General features: G+C 53.1%; 18 protein-coding genes. 8 read left to right on the top strand and 10 right to left on the bottom strand.

Features of this window, described 5'->3' with window-relative positions:
- Nucleotides 1–37: 37 nt before the first annotated feature.
- From PTW35_RS15810 to argR, 3 genes are all read right to left on the bottom strand, one after another.
- Nucleotides 38–2,617 (bottom strand): TRAP transporter permease, encoded by a 2,580-nt coding sequence (locus PTW35_RS15810; protein WP_281025800.1) that lies wholly within the window; start codon nucleotides 2,615–2,617, stop codon nucleotides 38–40.
- Between the two features lie 115 nt (nucleotides 2,618–2,732).
- Nucleotides 2,733–3,701 (bottom strand): TAXI family TRAP transporter solute-binding subunit, encoded by a 969-nt coding sequence (locus tag PTW35_RS15805; protein ID WP_281025799.1) that lies wholly within the window; start codon nucleotides 3,699–3,701, stop codon nucleotides 2,733–2,735.
- A 332-nt stretch (nucleotides 3,702–4,033) separates the two neighbouring features.
- Nucleotides 4,034–4,504 carry a transcriptional regulator ArgR gene (gene argR / locus PTW35_RS15800; protein WP_039456419.1) on the bottom strand — a complete coding sequence of 157 codons (471 nt, stop codon included), beginning with the start codon at nucleotides 4,502–4,504 and terminating at the stop codon, nucleotides 4,034–4,036.
- 369 nt (nucleotides 4,505–4,873) lie between these two features.
- On the opposite strand from argR, the gene mdh reads away from it, so the two are divergent.
- Entirely contained in the window at nucleotides 4,874–5,812 is a 939-nt protein-coding gene (gene mdh / locus PTW35_RS15795) for a malate dehydrogenase (RefSeq protein WP_281025798.1), read from the top strand.
- An 82-nt stretch (nucleotides 5,813–5,894) separates the two neighbouring features.
- Here mdh and PTW35_RS15790 read toward each other — a convergent pair whose 3' ends face one another.
- Nucleotides 5,895–6,086, bottom strand: a complete 192-nt coding sequence (locus PTW35_RS15790; RefSeq protein WP_281025797.1) for a hypothetical protein — start codon at nucleotides 6,084–6,086, stop codon at nucleotides 5,895–5,897.
- Nucleotides 6,087–6,233: 147 nt separating this feature from the next.
- A complete protein-coding gene (ispB, locus tag PTW35_RS15785) occupies nucleotides 6,234–7,205 on the bottom strand; it encodes an octaprenyl diphosphate synthase (protein ID WP_281025796.1) in 972 nt (323 codons plus the stop codon).
- 397 nt (nucleotides 7,206–7,602) lie between these two features.
- Here ispB and rplU point away from each other — a divergent pair, with 397 nt between their 5' ends.
- The 7 genes from rplU (at nucleotide 7,603) to folA (ending at nucleotide 12,394) form a co-directional block, all read left to right on the top strand.
- Nucleotides 7,603–7,914, top strand: coding sequence for a 50S ribosomal protein L21 (gene rplU, locus PTW35_RS15780; protein ID WP_039456406.1), 312 nt, complete (start codon nucleotides 7,603–7,605; stop codon nucleotides 7,912–7,914).
- A gap of 18 nt (nucleotides 7,915–7,932) precedes the next feature.
- Nucleotides 7,933–8,190, top strand: a complete 258-nt coding sequence (gene rpmA, locus PTW35_RS15775; protein WP_036750185.1) for a 50S ribosomal protein L27 — start codon at nucleotides 7,933–7,935, stop codon at nucleotides 8,188–8,190.
- Nucleotides 8,191–8,255: 65 nt separating this feature from the next.
- Complete coding sequence (locus tag PTW35_RS15770; protein WP_281025795.1) at nucleotides 8,256–9,179, top strand: DMT family transporter; 924 nt, start codon at nucleotides 8,256–8,258, stop codon at nucleotides 9,177–9,179.
- Between the two features lie 139 nt (nucleotides 9,180–9,318).
- The gene (gene cgtA / locus PTW35_RS15765) at nucleotides 9,319–10,497 is read left to right on the top strand and encodes an Obg family GTPase CgtA (RefSeq protein WP_281025794.1); all 1,179 of its coding nucleotides are present in this window, start codon (nucleotides 9,319–9,321) and stop codon (nucleotides 10,495–10,497) included.
- Nucleotides 10,498–10,623: 126 nt separating this feature from the next.
- Entirely contained in the window at nucleotides 10,624–11,415 is a 792-nt protein-coding gene (locus PTW35_RS15760; RefSeq protein WP_281025793.1) for a threonine/serine exporter family protein, read from the top strand.
- On the top strand, nucleotides 11,412–11,885 hold the full coding sequence (locus tag PTW35_RS15755) for a threonine/serine exporter family protein (RefSeq protein WP_039456400.1): 474 nt from the start codon (nucleotides 11,412–11,414) through the stop codon (nucleotides 11,883–11,885). The genes PTW35_RS15760 and PTW35_RS15755 overlap by 4 nt, the downstream gene beginning before the upstream one ends.
- Before the next feature lie 29 nt (nucleotides 11,886–11,914).
- Nucleotides 11,915–12,394, top strand: coding sequence for a type 3 dihydrofolate reductase (gene folA / locus PTW35_RS15750; protein ID WP_281025792.1), 480 nt, complete (start codon nucleotides 11,915–11,917; stop codon nucleotides 12,392–12,394).
- A gap of 73 nt (nucleotides 12,395–12,467) precedes the next feature.
- Here folA and PTW35_RS15745 read toward each other — a convergent pair whose 3' ends face one another.
- The 5 genes from PTW35_RS15745 to surA form a co-directional block, all read right to left on the bottom strand.
- The gene (locus PTW35_RS15745) at nucleotides 12,468–13,283 is read right to left on the bottom strand and encodes a symmetrical bis(5'-nucleosyl)-tetraphosphatase (RefSeq protein ID WP_281025791.1); all 816 of its coding nucleotides are present in this window, start codon (nucleotides 13,281–13,283) and stop codon (nucleotides 12,468–12,470) included.
- Between the two features lie 9 nt (nucleotides 13,284–13,292).
- Nucleotides 13,293–13,676 (bottom strand): Co2+/Mg2+ efflux protein ApaG, encoded by a 384-nt coding sequence (gene apaG, locus PTW35_RS15740; RefSeq protein ID WP_281025790.1) that lies wholly within the window; start codon nucleotides 13,674–13,676, stop codon nucleotides 13,293–13,295.
- 82 nt (nucleotides 13,677–13,758) lie between these two features.
- A complete protein-coding gene (gene rsmA / locus PTW35_RS15735) occupies nucleotides 13,759–14,571 on the bottom strand; it encodes a 16S rRNA (adenine(1518)-N(6)/adenine(1519)-N(6))-dimethyltransferase RsmA (RefSeq protein WP_281025789.1) in 813 nt (270 codons plus the stop codon).
- A complete protein-coding gene (gene pdxA, locus PTW35_RS15730) occupies nucleotides 14,568–15,560 on the bottom strand; it encodes a 4-hydroxythreonine-4-phosphate dehydrogenase PdxA (RefSeq protein WP_281025788.1) in 993 nt (330 codons plus the stop codon). Before pdxA ends, rsmA begins: the two co-directional genes overlap by 4 nt.
- The gene (gene surA, locus PTW35_RS15725; protein ID WP_281025787.1) at nucleotides 15,547–16,851 is read right to left on the bottom strand and encodes a peptidylprolyl isomerase SurA; all 1,305 of its coding nucleotides are present in this window, start codon (nucleotides 16,849–16,851) and stop codon (nucleotides 15,547–15,549) included. Before surA ends, pdxA begins: the two co-directional genes overlap by 14 nt.
- Between the last annotated feature and the right edge of the window lies 1 nt (nucleotide 16,852).

Raw genomic sequence — 16,852 nt, 5'->3', positions numbered from 1 at the left:
GCCTGACCCTTTCGTGATGAAAGGGTCAGATTGGGGTTTACTTGATATGACCCAGTTTTTTGGCTCGTCGGCGCTGGTTCCAGCCCAGGGCACCCAGCACCAGCAAGGTAGGAATGAATACCCACTCTTTCATTGGCCTGACGGCAGGGAGGCTGACCGTCGTGATTTCCCAGTCAAAGTCGATGCCTGCCTGCTCTGCCGGGCTGCCAAACTCCACCATATCAACGATCATCTTCTCGCCGTCCTGACGCAGCATCAGACCGGTAGAATCAATCCGTTCATCGGCTGAGACGGCGCGCTCGTCAAAGGGCAGCAAGACATGCTTGGAGACGAATTTTCCTTCCAGGTTCTCCCCGCTGACCTGGAGCTCAAGCGGCTGGCCGATGGCGAGTTTGTCCGCCGCATCGGCGATTAAGGTACCTGGCATCTCGTGCTTGGGCGGATAGACCATATCCCACCAGAACCCAGGACGGAACAAGGAGAAGGTGATGAGCAGCAGGGCAGCGATCTCCCACCATTTGGTCTTGGTAAACCACCATCCCTGGGTCGCAGCGGAGAAGGTGAGCATCGCAATAATGGCAGAGCTGACAGTCAGCATCAGGTGCCACCAGGAATCGATATTCATCATCAGTAGCTGAGTATTGAAAATGAACATGAACGGTAGGATGGCCGTCCGGATGTCGTAGGTAAAACCTTGGATACCGGTCCGGATAGGATCACTTCTGGCGATGGCGGCCGCGGCAAAAGCCGCTAGGCCGACAGGGGGGGTATCGTCAGCAAGGATGCCGAAATAGAAAACGAACAAGTGAACAGCGATCAATGGAATGATCAGGCCGTGCTGGGCTCCCAAGGTCACAATAACCGGAGCCATCAGAGTCGATACCACGATGTAGTTGGCCGTTGTCGGCAGCCCCATACCGAGGATCAAGCTGATCAGAGCCGTGAACAGCAACATCAGAATGATGTTACCGCCCGAGATGAACTCGACGAACTCGGTCATCACTAGGCCTATCCCGGTGAGGGTGACCACGCCGACGACGATACCCGCCGCAGCCGTTGCCACACCGATGCCGATCATGTTTCGAGCCCCTGATACCAGGCTCTCCAGCAGGTCGACAACCCCTTCTTTGCCGGCTTCAGCCAGTGTCTTTTCTTTATTGAAGAGCGCCAGCAATGGACGTTGGGTCAGCAGGATGAAGATCATAAATACCGTTGCCCAAAAAGCAGACAGTCCCGGCGAGAAGCGCTCTACCGTCAGGCACCATACCAGCACCACAATCGGTAACAGGAAGTAAAGGCCTGACTTCATGGTCGGTCCGGGATCCGGTACTTCGGTAATGTCGGCGTTAGGATCCTCTAGCGCGTGATCTTGGTAATCTGCGGCGAGCTTAATCAAAGCGACGTAAGCAATCATGATCACTGCGGCGATCATCGGGGTGGCTGCTGCGCCGAAGACATCCTTGGTCCAGCCCACGCCGTAGTACACCGCGGCACTGACAACAATCAAGCCAAGGATCGTGCCGCAGAATGACAGCAGGCTCTGGGCAAGGGTCGGCTTATAACGACGCTCAAGACCGGACATCCCAGCTTTGCAGGCTTCTAGGTGCACGATATAAATCAGCGCGATGTAGGAAATCAGAGCTGGCAGCAAGGCGGCCTTGATGACTTCGACATATGAGATCCCGACGTATTCCACCATCAGGAAGGCTGCCGCCCCCATGATTGGCGGAGTCAGCTGACCATTGGTTGATGCGGCTACTTCGACGGCACCGGCCTTGGTACCAGGGAAGCCAACCTTTTTCATCAGCGGGATGGTAAAGGTACCGGTGGTGACTACGTTGGCAATGGATGAGCCTGATACTAAGCCAGATAGGCCCGAGGCGACGACGGCGGCCTTGGCGGGACCGCCACGCATGTGGCCTAGCAGCGAAAAGGCCACCTTGATGAAGTAGGCACCGGCACCGGCACGCTCAAGCATGGCGCCAAACAAAACAAACAGGAATACGAACGAGGTGGAGACGCCGACCGCGATTCCGAAAACCCCTTCCGTGGTTAGCCACAGATGTGACATGGCCTTGTTGAGGCTGGCACCTTTATGGGCAATAACATCCGGCATGTAAGGGCCGCCGAAAGTGTAGAGCAAGAAGACGGCAGCGACGACCATCAAGGGGGGCCCTAGTGCGCGGCGAGTCGCTTCAAGCAGTAGCACCATACCGGTAACAGCGACCACAATATCCATCTGGGTCGGGGCTCCAGAGCGGCCAGCCAGTTGGGTATAGAACAGGAACAGGTAGGCCGCGGCGAAGCTGCCTGCCAGCGCGAGGAGCCAATCGATCAGCGGGATCCTGTCTCGCGGTGAGTGTTTCAGTGCAGGGTAGGCGGTAAATGCCAGGAAGACGGCAAATGCCAAGTGAATCGAACGGGCTTCAGTGTCGTTTAGAACGCCAAAGTTAAAAATAAACGGTAACGGCGAAGCGTACCAAAGTTGGAACAGTGACCAACAAAGTGGAACAAACCACAGGATACGTCCAGCCAGTCCAATCGGGCTTCTTGCCCCGGTATCCGCCTGAGCCACCATATCTTGCACATCTGTCGACGATTGCGTTGTCTTCGTCATGCATAATCCTTCTTCGATGGGCTAGGGTGTGATTAGAATTTATCGGAATGAAAAATAGAGAAACAGCAAGCACCATAAGCTGGTGCTTGCTGGACAGTATTGCCTATCAGCAGGATTACTTCAGGTAACCTGCTTCTTTGTAGTATTTCACTGCGCCTGGGTGTAACGGGATGGACAAGCCGTCTTTGACCATGTCCTCAGGCTTGAGGTTGGCAAATGCTGGGTGGAGACGTTTGAACGTGTCGAAGTTTTCGAAAACGGACTTCACGACAGCGTAGACCACGTCGTCAGAAACGTCGGTGGAGGAAACCAGTGTAGCTGCAACACCAAAGCTGTTTACGTCGCTGTCAGTTCCCTTGTACATGCCACCAGGCACGGTACTCTTGGCGTAGTAAGGGTTGTCAGCCACGATCTGGTCGATCTTCGGTCCAGTGGCCGAGATCAACTTGGCATCACATGAGGTTGTCGCTTCCTTGATGGAACCGTTTGGATGGCCTACCACATAAACAAAGGCATCAATCTTGTTGTCGCAAAGTGCCTGCGAACGCTCGGAACCTTTTAGCTCGGAAGCCAGTTTGAAGTCTTTGTTGGTCCAGCCCATTGCGTCCATGACAACGCCCATGGTGGCACGGTCTCCCGAGCCAGGGTTACCGATGTTGACGCGCTTGCCTTTCAGATCTTCGACACCGTTGATGCCAGCATCGGTGCGGGCAATGATATTGAACGGTTCGGTATGTAGTGAGAATACCGCACGCAGTTTTTTGTATGGACCCTGCTCTTCGAATTTGCTGGTACCGTTATAGCCATGGTACTGCCAGTCAGACTGTACGATACCGAAGTCTAGTTCGCCGGCACGCATGGTGTTGACGTTGTAGATCGAGCCGCCGGTGGATTCCACCGAGCAGCGAACATTGTGTTCTTTGCGATCTTTGTTGACGAGCTTACAAATAGCACCACCTGTCGGATAGTAAACACCGGTGACAGAGCCGGTACCGATAGTGATGAAGTCTTGGGCATTGGCCATGCCAGTTGTCATAACTGCAGCAGCAAGTGCACTGACTTTGACGAATTGCTTTAATGCCATGTTTGTCCCTTCCTAGTTGTTGTTATTTCCAGAGAAAAGCCTTTTCCACCTGTGGAAAGGCATGTCTACCTGAAGGTAATTCATCGCTGAATCTGGCCAATGATATCAAAACAAAGCGATAACTTTAAAACTATGTTAACAATAATGGGGTGTTGGCCGAGTGGAAATAGTTGCTGACAGTAAGAGGGATTAGAATAATTATTTAAAGCAATCAATGGCTTGCAAGAAGAGTGGGCGTTTGGTGAAAGTTTGCCTTATTGTGATCTAACTCTCACAATACCAAGTAGCAAAACGTATTGTTTGCTACCTGGTATCCCGGTCGAAATAAGCAATTACTTGCTATAGTCGAACAGTTCACAGACAGAATTGTAAAGCTCTTCTGTCGAAATGGCGTTGGTTGGTGTGATAAAAATAGTATCGTCACCGGCAACGACACCTAGGATCCCTTCAGCCTTACCAAGAGAATCAAGTAAGCGGGCGATGACTTGGGCGGCGCCTGGACCTGTGTGGATAACGACGAGGGCACTGTTATAACCAATCTCCATCACTAACTCTTTGAGAGGGCTACTGGTTGTAGGAACGCCAAGCTCTACCGGCAGGCAGTAGACCATTTCCATCTTCGCATTACGGGTACGTACTGCACCGAATTTCGTCAGCATGCGAGAGACTTTGGACTGGTTGATATTGTCGAACCCCTGGGCTTTCAATGCGTCGACGATTTCACCTTGAGAGCTGAATTTCTCTTCTTTTAGAATTGCCTTGAATGCTTTGACCAAGCGTTCTTGTTTATCTGAATTTCGCATAAGTAAATTTCATGTGCAGGGACGAGGTGCTGTATTCTGGCACAACTTTTCGGATTCAAGCAAACAGTGTTCAAGTAAACTGGTGCATGTATCACCATTATAGAGGGATAAACTGAATAAATATTGGCGGATATGCAAGTTTCACGCGTTGCCGCCGTCAAGGCCATGGGGTGAAATGTTATAGGGATGTAGCACATTTTATTCTTGCTTATGCGCGATATCGCAAAGCTGGTGGCATCTGATTGTATTTCTGTATGGGTTGCTATAACGTCAGTTCTGTTTGTGATATGAAATCAGTGTTTTAAATCGACTGTGATTTCATATGATTAGGTCTGAAAATTTATACTTCTATCGTAAAGGAGAACGAACATGAAAGTTGCTGTAATTGGTGCGGCCGGTGGTATCGGCCAGGCTCTTGCCCTGTTGCTTAAAAACCGTCTGCCAGCAGGATCAGATCTGGCGCTATACGATATCGCCCCTGTAACACCAGGTGTTGCGGCTGATCTGAGCCATATCCCAACTCCTGTTTCTATCAAGGGATATGCCGGTGAAGATCCAACTCCGGCACTGGAAGGTGCTGATGTTGTTCTTATCTCAGCGGGCGTTGCTCGTAAACCAGGGATGGACCGTGCCGATCTGTTCAATGTGAACGCGGGCATCGTGAAGTCATTGGCTGAAAAAATTGCGGTTGTTTGTCCGAAAGCCTGCGTGGGTATCATTACTAACCCTGTTAACACCACGGTTGCAATTGCGGCGGATGTGCTGAAGAAAGCGGGTGTTTATGACAAGCGCAAACTATTCGGTGTGACCACGTTGGATGTTATCCGCTCCGAGACATTTGTGGCCGAGCTAAAGAATGTCGATCCGGGCGAAGTCCGTGTCCCTGTTATCGGCGGCCACTCTGGCGTGACAATTCTGCCGCTATTGTCTCAGGTAGAAGGTGTTGAGTTCACTGAAGATGAAATCAAGGCCTTGACGCCACGTATCCAGAATGCGGGCACTGAGGTGGTTGAAGCAAAAGCAGGAGGCGGCTCTGCGACCTTGTCTATGGGTCAGGCGGCTTGTCGTTTTGGTCTGTCGCTGGTGCGTGCGCTTCAGGGTGAAACGGGCCAGGTTGAGTGTGCTTATGTAGAAGGTGACGGCAAGCATGCCCGTTTCTTCGCACAGCCTATCTTGCTTGGTAAGGAAGGTGTCGAAGAGGTGATGGATTACGGTGCGTTGAGTGCGTTTGAGCAGGAAGCGCTGGAAGGTATGCTAGATACTCTTCAGGGCGACATTGCTAAAGGCGAAGAGTTTGCAGCCAAGTAACCACTGAGCAGCACAGCTAAGCAGTATGATAAGAAGCGGCCACCGGGCCGCTTTTTTTGTTGTGTGCTGGCCTGTCGATTTATCAATAGTAAGTATCGCAACCGGTATGTAGCTGAGGCTGCTCGACAAGATCATTGCAGTTAATGTTGATCCTGCGGTGATCGCTCATGTTCTCGATGATCGCGGTGTTGTGCTCTTGATCCACATCGATAACTTCAGCAACGCCCTGTTGGTACTCAACCCACATTCCAGGCTTCAGTTCTTTCGCTTGCATGGTGGCCTCCTGTCGTGATCTTGATGATCCAGCCGTTATTGATATAACTATAGAATATTGTCTATCCGATGAACGAGTACGGCGGCTGGGCGAGCTGGGATCAAAAAAGCCTGCCGGGTGGCAGGCTTTTGAAGAGCCGTTCAGGGGTTACTTACTGCGGTGAACCGCGAGGTGGGCCAGAGCAACCAAGGCTTCTTTATATTCGCTGTCGGCAATCGGGTCCAGGCTGGCAATTGCCTTCTCGGCCTCTTCCTCGGCCCGCTGCTGGGTATACTCAAGTGACCCAACCTGTTTCATGCATGCCAGGATAGGTTCGAGTTTGTCGAGGCCATTGCCCTTCTCGATAGCTTCGCGGATCATTGTTGCCTGCTCGGTGCTACCGTGTTGCATCGCGTGAAGCAGAGGAAGGGTCGGCTTGCCTTCGGCCAGATCGTCACCGACGTTTTTACCCATTTCATCGCCGTCAGCATTGTAGTCCAAGACATCATCAATCAGCTGGAAGGCAGTGCCGAGGTAGCGGCCGTAATCTTGCAGGGCACGTTCGATATCTGCTGGGGCATCGACGAGGATGGCGGCAATCTGGGTCGCGGCTTCGAACAGGCGGGCGGTCTTGGAGTAGATCACCTGCATATAGCTCTCTTCGGTCGTGTCGGGATCGTTGCAGTTCATCAGCTGCTGTACTTCCCCTTCGGCGATCACATTGGTCGCTTCGCTCATGACATCAAGGATCCGCAAGGATCGCAGGCTGGTCATCATCTGGAACGAGCGGGTATAGATATAATCGCCGACCAAGACGCTGGCCGCATTGCCAAACATGGCATTGGCGGTTGCCTTGCCCCGGCGCATATCCGATTCATCGACGACATCGTCATGCAGCAGGGTGGCGGTATGGATAAATTCCACAAAGGCCGCTGCGGTGGTGTGTTGCTCGCCTTGGTAGTCAAGGGCACGGGCTGCCAGTACAGCAAGCATCGGGCGAAGACGTTTGCCACCGCCGCTGACAATGTAAAAACCTAGTTGATTAATGAGGGCCACATCTGAGTTCAGTTGAGCCAGTATCTTCGCGTCGACCTGTGCCATATCATCGGCAGTGAGCGCTTGGATAGCTTTGAAATCCATTGTACATCCAGCAAAGTAATGTGCCGCACCCGGCGGATTGTTGTGCGTATTGGTTGATAGCGAATCAGCATTGCCTCAATTCGAACAAGCCTCCACTGAACGGGAGGTGGCTCACAATGAGTGATAAAAGGGTTGCATCGTCGAGATTTGTTAATCAACCAAGAAAAATTAATTATCGGATATTACACTAAAAGACAGCAATCTTCATAACCTCGATTGCGTTTAAATCGATGACTTTTATTACTGAGCAGCTTTTCGCCAATTTTCTTTGCACAAGCGCTTGCCAGTAGCCCTAATTTCGCGTAACATTCGCGCCCTATTGATGACAAGATTAAGCGCATACCCATTGCCCAAATTATACCTGGCAAATGGCCTATGCGGACAAGCGGAGTAAGACATGTACGCTGTTTTCCAAAGTGGTGGTAAACAACACCGTGTAAGCGAAGGCCAGACCCTACGCTTAGAAAAACTAGACGCTGAAACAGGCGCTAGCATTGAATTTGACTCAGTACTTCTAGTAGCTAACGGCGAAGAAGTAACTGTAGGCGCACCTTTCGTAGCTGGCGGTAAAGTAACTGCTGAAGTAGTTACTCACGGTCGTGGCGATAAAGTAAAAATCGTTAAGTTCCGTCGTCGTAAGCACTCTCGTAAGCAAGCGGGCCACCGTCAGTGGTTCACTGAAGTCAAAATTACTGGCATCAGCGCTTAATAACAGGAGAATTTAAAGATGGCACACAAAAAAGCTGGCGGTTCTACTCGTAACGGCCGTGATTCAGAAAGCAAACGTCTAGGTGTTAAGCGTTTCGGTGGCGAATCTGTACTAGCAGGTAACATCATCGTACGTCAGCGCGGTACTAAGTTCCACGCTGGTAACAACGTAGGTTGCGGTAAAGACCACACTCTATTCGCTCTATCTGACGGTAAAGTGAAGTTCGAAGTTAAAGGTCCTAAGAACCGTAAATTCGTTTCTATCGAAGCTGAATAATTCAGTCTCGACACGAATGATAAAGCCCTGCCTACTGGCGGGGCTTTTTGTTTATGGGGGGCTTTATGCCACAGCAAAATCCCACGGCTGGGATGCTTCTAGCATTGCTGACCGCTGTGTTCTGGGGAGCGCTGCCCATTGCAATGAAGCAGGCTGTCGAGGTGATGGATCCCTTTACCATTGTCTGGTACCGGTTCATGACGGCAGCCATCGGTTTGGGCCTCTGGTTGGCCTACCGACGCAAATTGCCCAGCCTAACTGGTCTCGGGGTCAAGGGAGGCAGTCTGATGTTGCTGGCAAGCTTGGGGCTTGCGGGTAATTTTGTACTGTTTAACAGCTCACTGTCTTACCTCAACCCGGCGGTGGTTCAGGTGATTATGCAGCTGGCCCCGATGATGCTGCTGCTGTCCAGTGTCTGGTTGTTCAAGGAGTCTCTGGGCAGGCATCAGGTGGTTGGCGTGGTGGCCTTGTTGTCCGGCTTATTGCTGTTTTTCAACGAGCGATTGGCCGAGCTGTTTACCAGCATGAGCGCGTACACCACTGGCGTATTACTGGCAATAGCTGCCGCGATGGTTTGGGTGGTTTATGCCTTGGCCCAGAAGCGCATGCTTAGGCAGTTTTCGTCACCGCAGATCTTGTTGATGATCTATGTGATCTGTGCACTGATCTTGATGCCAGTGGCAACACCAAGCCTGATCCAGCTGATGGATCCGCGTCAGTTGGGCATGCTGATATTTTGCTGCCTCAATACGTTGGTGGGATATGGGGCCTTTGCCGAAGCGATGGCCCGCTGGCAGGCATCTCAGGTGAGTGCGGTCATTACCTTGGCGCCGCTGTTTACGATCCTGTTTGTAGATCTGGCCAGTTTGGTATGGCCTGACTACGTAGCACCCGCCGCTCTGAATCAGTGGGGCTATGTCGGTGCTTTGATTGTCGTCGGTGGGGCGATGTTCAGCGCTATCGGCCATCGCCTGCTGAAGCGAAAGTAATATGGGCACCTGTGTTGCCCACGGTCATGCACGACAAAAGGTCGGATAAGCACGACGTTTGGTTGTACAATAGGTTAATAGCAACTTGGATAGCGCTATCCGGGTTGGAAAGTTTTAACGCCACAGTGCGGAGAAAGAGATGAAGTTTGTAGATGAAGCGGTAATTCGTGTTGACGCCGGTGATGGCGGTAACGGTACAGTAAGCTTCCGTCGTGAAAAGTATGTCCCGAAAGGTGGTCCTGACGGTGGCGACGGCGGTGATGGTGGCGATGTTTACCTACTGGCCGATGAAAACCTCAATACATTGATCGACTATCGCTTTGAACGATTCCATGCTGCGCAGCGTGGCGAGAACGGTCGTGGTGGTAACTGTACCGGTAAACGTGGTGAGGACTGTGTACTTTCGGTGCCGGTTGGTACTCGTGCTGTGGATGAAGAGACTGGCGAAGTGATCGCGGATTTGACTCAGCATGGCATGAAGGTGATGGCAGCCAAAGGTGGCTTCCACGGTCTGGGTAACACCCGCTTCAAGTCTTCGGTCAACCGTGCTCCACGCCAGAAGACCATGGGTACCAAGGGGGAAGTACGTCACCTTCGCCTTGAGCTTCTGCTATTGGCCGATGTGGGTATGCTGGGCTTGCCGAATGCAGGTAAATCCACCTTTATCCGTTCGGTATCGGCGGCTAAGCCGAAAGTGGCGGATTACCCGTTCACCACGCTGGTGCCTAGCTTGGGTGTTGTGCGCATCGATAACGAGCGCAGCTTCGTGGTTGCCGATATTCCTGGTTTGATCGAAGGCGCGGCTGACGGGGCTGGTTTGGGGATTCGCTTCCTGAAGCACCTTGAGCGTTGCCGTGTATTGCTGCACATGGTTGATCTGTTGCCTGCCGATGGCTCGGATCCAGTCGAGAATGCCTTCACTATCCTCAATGAGCTAGAGAAGTACAGTGACAAGTTGGCCAACAAGCCGCGCTGGATTGTGTTCAATAAGGTTGATTTGATGCCTGAGGAAGAAGCTCAGGAGAAGATCGACGAAGTACTGGATGCTCTGGCATGGGAAGGTGATTACTACTGTATCTCCGCTCTAAACCGTATGGGTACCAAAGAGCTGACGTACGATCTGATGCGCCAGATCGAGTCGATGCCGGCCCAAGTCTTCGAAGAAGACGAGGAAGAGACAGAAGATAAGAAAGTCGAATTCAAGTGGGATGATTACCACGAGCAGCAAGTTAAGAATGCTGACGCTGATGACGACGATGATGACTGGGATGATTGGAACGAAGACGACTACGATGTCGAAATCATCTACAAACCATAACTGGTAGTATATCGATGGTCAAAAACCGCCTGCAAGGGCGGTTTTTTTGTGCCTAATCAAGCTGATAATTTTAAATTTGTATGATAATTCATCATCCAGATCACAATTTAGAGGCAGGGGGCAGAAATGGAGGAGCCAAACGGGGCGTTGACCGAGCCAGTGCAGCGGGAGATTTCCCGGCTTGCGGTATTGGCGGGGCAAAGGCTATTGCAACACGGAGCGGAGAGTACCTTGGTGATGGATGTCGCCAGGCGGTTAGGGTTGGCGTTGGGGGTGGACAGTGTTGAAGTGTCCTTGTCAGCCAGTTCAATGGTATTGACGACTTTGAGTGACGGCCGCTGTATTACCACGACGAGACGGTGTCAGGATCGCGGGATCAACATGCAGGTGGTGACCGAGATCCAGCGGGTATGCATCATGGCCGAAAGGGGGGTGCTGGATGTCGATGGCGTTCATCTGCGGCTCGAGCAAATCAAGCCGATGCGCTACAACCGCTATTTGGTGATCGTGATGATCGGCCTGTCGTGTGCTTCGTTCAGCCGTTTGGCCGGCGGGGACTGGCCGGTGTTTGCGCTGACCTTTGTGGCATCGGCGGTGGGGATGTTCGTCCGTCAGGAAATCGCCCATTGCCATTTCAATCCACTGCTCAATTTCGGTGTTACCGCTTTTGTGACCACCTTGATATCCGGATTCGGGCAAGTGTATCAAATCGGCGAGGCCCCGTTTCTGGCGATGGCTTCTTCGGTATTGATGTTGGTGCCGGGCTTCCCGCTGATTAATGCCATATCTGACATGGTCAAAGGGTACGCCAACATGGGGATAGCACGTTGGACCATGGCCAGTTTGCTGACGCTGTCGACCAGTATGGGGATCGTTGCTGCCATGAATGTGCTCGGGGTATGGGGGTGGCTGTCATGATCACTATCGACTTTTTGCTGGCACTTCTCAATGACATGTTCTTTGCCTTGATCCCGGCGGTCGGTTTTGCCCTGGTGTTTAACGTGCCGCCGAAGGCATTGAAGTACTGTGCTATCGGCGGGGCGCTTGGCCACGGCTGCCGCTTTGCCCTGATGCATTGGGGCCTGTCGATTGAGTGGGCGACCCTGTGTGCCGCAACCCTGGTGGGGATGATAGGCGTGCATTGGTCGCACCGTTTCCTGGCTCACCCTAAGGTGTTTACCGTTGCGGCGATGATCCCCATGGTCCCCGGTGTGTTTGCCTTCAAGGCGATGATCGCACTGGTTGAGATCAACCACCGCGGCTTTACCCCCGAGCTGTGGGGCTTGCTGGTGGAGAACATGCTCAAAGCGGTCTTTATCGTCGCGTCTCTCGCAATTGGTCTTGCCATGCCTGGCTTGCTGTTTTATCGCCGCCGTCCTGTGGTATAACTCTTGCCAACAGGAACAGAGGAGACATTATGAAGATCAGTATGGTTGCCGCAATGGCCAAGGCGCGGATCATCGGTAAAGACAACGCCATGCCATGGCACCTGCCCGCCGATTTTGCCTGGTTCAAGAAAGTCACGATGGGCAAGCCGGTGGTGATGGGCCGCAAAACCTTCGAGTCCATCGGCCGTCCGCTACCGGGCCGACACAACATTGTGATTAGCCGCAATGCGGGTTATCAAGCCGAAGGGATCACGGTTGTCGCTGATATTGAAGCGGCCAAGCAGGCCGCCGGTAATGTCGATGAGTTGATGGTGATCGGTGGGGGCAGTATTTATGCGGCTTGCTTGGCAGAGGCCGACCGCCTGTACCTGACTTTCATTGATTTGGAGGTTGAGGGCGATACCCAGTTTCCTGATTGGGGGGAAAACTGGCGGGAGGTACACAGCGAGTCCTACGCGGCCGATGAGAAAAATGCCCATGATATGCGTTTCGTGATTTTAGAGCGCTGATCGGCTACGGCTTTAATGAAAAAGAGGCTTGCCTGACGGCAAGCCTCTTTTGTTTTGGGGGTAACAAAACGGATCAGGCATGTACCGGACAGGCGTGCTCGAAGCGGGCCCCGTCTTCCCAGCGCAGCAGGGTCATGCTGTTGCCCCATACGCAGCCTGTATCGAGCCCTATCACCTTATCATCCTCATAGCCCATCAGTGCAGCCCAGTGGCCGAAAATCATCGTCTTGGACTGCTCTGGACGCGGTAAGGTGAACCATGGCACCAGTTGATCGCTATTAGCCTCCTGCGGCGAGAGCTTGCACGCCATATCGAGGCGGCCGTCCGGATAGCAGAAGCGCATGCGGGTGAAGGCATTGATGGTGTAGCGGTAGCGCTCGATACCTTTAAGCGCTTCTGACCATGTGTCCGGTCCATTGCCGTACATGTTCTCAAGGAGCCATAGGAAGTGCTCGCCTTGCAATACCTGCTCGACCTCTCTGGCCCGCTCTCTGGCCTGCGGGAGATCCCATTGGGCAGGGATCCCGGCGTGAGTCATGACAAAAGGCAGTGCTGGGTGTTCGGCCAGCAGAGGCTGGTGGCGAAGCCAATGCAGCAGCTCATCGCGGTCCGGAGCATCGAGGATCGCTTGGAGTTTGTCTTTGGCTTTGTTTTTGGCAATGCCTTCGGCAACGGCCAGCAGGTGGAGATCATGGTTACCCAGTACAGTGGTTGCCTGTGGGCCGAGGTCTTTAACAAAGCGCAGTGTTTCAAGTGATTGGGGGCCACGGGCAACAAGATCCCCGGTTAGCCACAGTTGATCTTGGTGCGGATCGAAACCGGCGGTATCGAGCAGCTGGCGCAAATCATCGAGGCAGCCCTGGATATCGCCAACGAGGTAGGTCGACATAGTGATCCTTTAGTGGAGAATATTGGGTACCGATAGGCGAAACGGTGAGATCTCGGCGACAAACTCGTCACCGTTTTCATTGACCATGACGTAATGCCCCTGCATCACCCCTAATGGTGTTTCAATGATAGTGCCGCTGGTGTAGGTGTATTCTTCATTGGCCGGAATGGTCGGTTGCTCGCCGACAACGCCTTCCCCTTCAATCACCAACTTTTTGCCGTTGGCATCGGTGATCAGCCAGCGCCTGCTGAGTAGCTGGGCCTCTCCAGATCCCAAGTTGGCGATGGTGATGGTGTAGGAAAAGACATAGCGCTGGTTGTCAGGCTCGGATTGCTCTTCGATGTAGTGCGTGACGACCCGGCACTTGATGGTTGGTGTTACGTTCGTTGTCATTGTTATGCTTCCTTTCTCGGCAAGCTACCGGCACAGAATTAACAGTGCCGGCAGCTAGTCAATGTCATTGGCGAACGCAAATTTATTTGGTGTGGTTTGCATCCAGCCAGTTTGCCATTGCGACAAACTGCTCAAGCGTTAGGTTTTCTGGGCGCATACTTGGGTTGATCCCCAGTGCTTCCAGCTGTTCGCCAGTCATCAGTGACTTATAGCAGTTGCGGATTGTCTTACGACGCTGGTTGAAGCCTTCACGGCAAACACGATCCAACCATTTAAGGTTAGTACATGGGTGCGGCAAGGTTTCATATGGCGTCAGGCGGACAACGGCAGAGTCAACCTTTGGTGCCGGCTTGAATGACTCTGGCGGCACTTCCAGCACAGGCATGACGCGGCAGTAGTACTGGGTCATCACGGTCAAACGACCGTAAGCCTTGCTGCCCGGCCCCGCTGCCAAGCGGTTTACTACTTCTTTTTGCAGCATGAAGTGCATGTCTTCGACATGCTCGTGGAATGACAGCAAGTGGAAGATCAGCGGCGTAGAGATGTTGTACGGTAGGTTACCGAAAATACGCAGCTTGTTGTTTTCCTTAAGAAGCTGCGTGAAGTCGAAACGCATCGCATCACCTTCGTGGATGGTTAGCTTGTCAGCCAGATCCGGGTGATTGCGAAGACGCTCGGCCAGATCACGGTCAAGCTCGATAACCGTGAACTTGTCAACCATTTTACCGACAGGTTCAGTGATTGCACCAAGGCCCGGGCCGATTTCGACCAGGTTTTGGCCTGGGCGAGGGTTGATGGCGGAAACAATGCCATCAATGATGTATGGGTCGTTCAAAAAGTTCTGGCCAAAGCGCTTACGGGCGCGGTGACCTAGGTGGACTTGATCGCTGCTCATGCTTGTTTTTCTACCAATTCGAGGGCGTGTGATAGCGCTGTCCAAAGGCTACCCGTGTCCGCCTGTCCAGTACCGGCGAGTTCCAGTGCGGTACCATGATCTACTGAAGTTCTGATGAAGGGCAGGCCTAACGTAATGTTGACGGATTTACCAAAGCCTTTGAATTTCAGCACTGGTAGCCCTTGATCGTGATACATGGCCAGTACCGTGTCGGCATCGGCCAGATATTTTTCTTGGAAGATGGTGTCCGCTGGCAGTGGGCCAATCAGATCCATACCTTCCTGCTGGCGGAGTTGCTCCAGTGCCGGGGTGATCACATCGATCTCCTCGGTACCCAGGCAACCGTCTTCGCCTGCGTGTGGGTTTAAACCACAGACATAAATTTTAGGTTCGGCGATACCGAACTTGCTGACAAGATCAGCATGCAGGATACGAATCACCTGCTGTAGCCGCTCTTCGGTGACGGCCTTGGATACACAAGCCAAAGGGATATGGGTTGTGGCCAAAGCCACTCGCAACCCTTCGGTGGCCAGCATCATTACTACCTGGGCAGTATTGGATTGCTGGGCAAAAAACTCGGTATGGCCGCTGAACGAGACACCCGCCCGGTTGATCACCCCTTTATGGACTGGGCCGGTGACGACGGCAGCAAACTCACCGCTCATACACCCTTGGGCGGCTCGCTCCAGGGTATTGAGCACATAGTGGCCATTCTGCTCATTGAGCGTGCCTGCCTCTACGGAGGCTGCCAGTGGCAGATCGGCAACCACCAAGGTGCCAGCCTGGTGGGGCTCGGCAGCTTGGCTTGGATCATAGGCTCTGACAGCCAGTGGCAAACCGAGCTGGGCTGCACGTTCTACCATAAGCTGGGCGTTAGCACAAATGACAAGTTGGTGGGGCCAGTCCTGCTGGGCAAGGGCAAGCACCAAATCGGGGCCTATTCCTGCAGGTTCGCCCGGGGTGATGGCAATACGTTTAACCTTGGTCATCGGCACGTTCCGGTTGTTCGATAAAGGCTCCGGCACGCAGTTCTTGCAGCCAGGCCTGGGCTTCTTCGTTAAATTTACGGCTGAACAAGATGCGGTAGGCGCGGTTTTTCACCGCTGCATCGGTGCGGTCGACATCGCGGCGGTCAAGGACCTCGACAATGTGCCAGCCATGTACCGTTTTGAACGGTTCGCTGATCATGCCTTCCGGTAGTGTTTCCACTTTTTCCTTGAACTCCGGTACGTAGAGATCAGGCGTCTGCCAGCCAAGTTCACCGCCGTTGGCCGCAGAGCCCGGATCGGCACTCAGGGCCTGGGCTGCATCGGCGAAGCTGCGCTCACCGGCCAAAATTGCCCGTCGGGCTTGTTCCAGCTGTTCTTTGGCCCCCTCATCGCTGAGGATCACGGACGTTTTCACCAGAATGTGGCGGGCGTTCACTTCGGTTACGGAGACCGTTTCCAAGCCGTCAACCTGATTGATTTTCAGGATATGGTAGCCGACGCCGCTGCGGAAAGGGCCAACGATGGCACCGGTGCCTTGAGATTGGATTTGATCGGCAAAAATGGTCGGCATCTCTTCTTTGCGCATCCAGCCCCATTCTCCGCCCTGCAAGGCTTTCGGACCCTTGGAGTAGCTATAGGCTAGGTTGGCAAAGTCAGCGCCGTCTTTAAGCTGGTTGACAAGCTGCTGGGCTTCTTTGGCGACGGCATCGCGTTCTACGGCGCTAGCACCTTCTTCAACACGAAGCTGGATGTGGCTGATGTTGTAGCGCACCCCCTGCTGCTCATGCTGGCTCAGTTGGCTAGCCAAGGTTTCGACTTCCTGCGGCAGGATGTTGATCCGGCGGCGTACCTGGATCGTGCGGGCTTCGCTGGCGGTCATATCGCGGCGCATTTGCTCGCGGAAAATCGAGTAGCTGATGCCATTGGCTGCCAGCATCTGCTGCAGCTGGCCAACCGTCATTTGCTGCTCGGCGGCCATTTGGTTGATGGCCTGATCAAGGCGGTTGTCATCGATGCGGATCCCGAATTGCTCGGCTTGCTGGAGCTGAAGGCTTTCCATCACCAGTTTTTCCATGATCTGGTCGACCAGTACATCATCCGGTGGCAGTGGCTGGTTCTGGCCGGCAGCATTCATGCGCACGGTTTTGAGCATGGCATCGACATCGCTTTGCAGGATCACGCTGTCATTGACGATCGTGACAATACGATCCAGTTCTTGTGGTGCGGCAATGGTACCGGCCGAAAGGCCCAGTAAGGCGATACCGAGCAAGCTAGACTTCCAATTTTTCATA

Source organism: Photobacterium sp. DA100, assembly GCF_029223585.1.
Taxonomy (GTDB): domain Bacteria; phylum Pseudomonadota; class Gammaproteobacteria; order Enterobacterales; family Vibrionaceae; genus Photobacterium.
The sequence above is the reverse complement of the archived record's forward strand: the minus strand, read 5'-3'. Positions and strand labels throughout refer to the sequence as shown.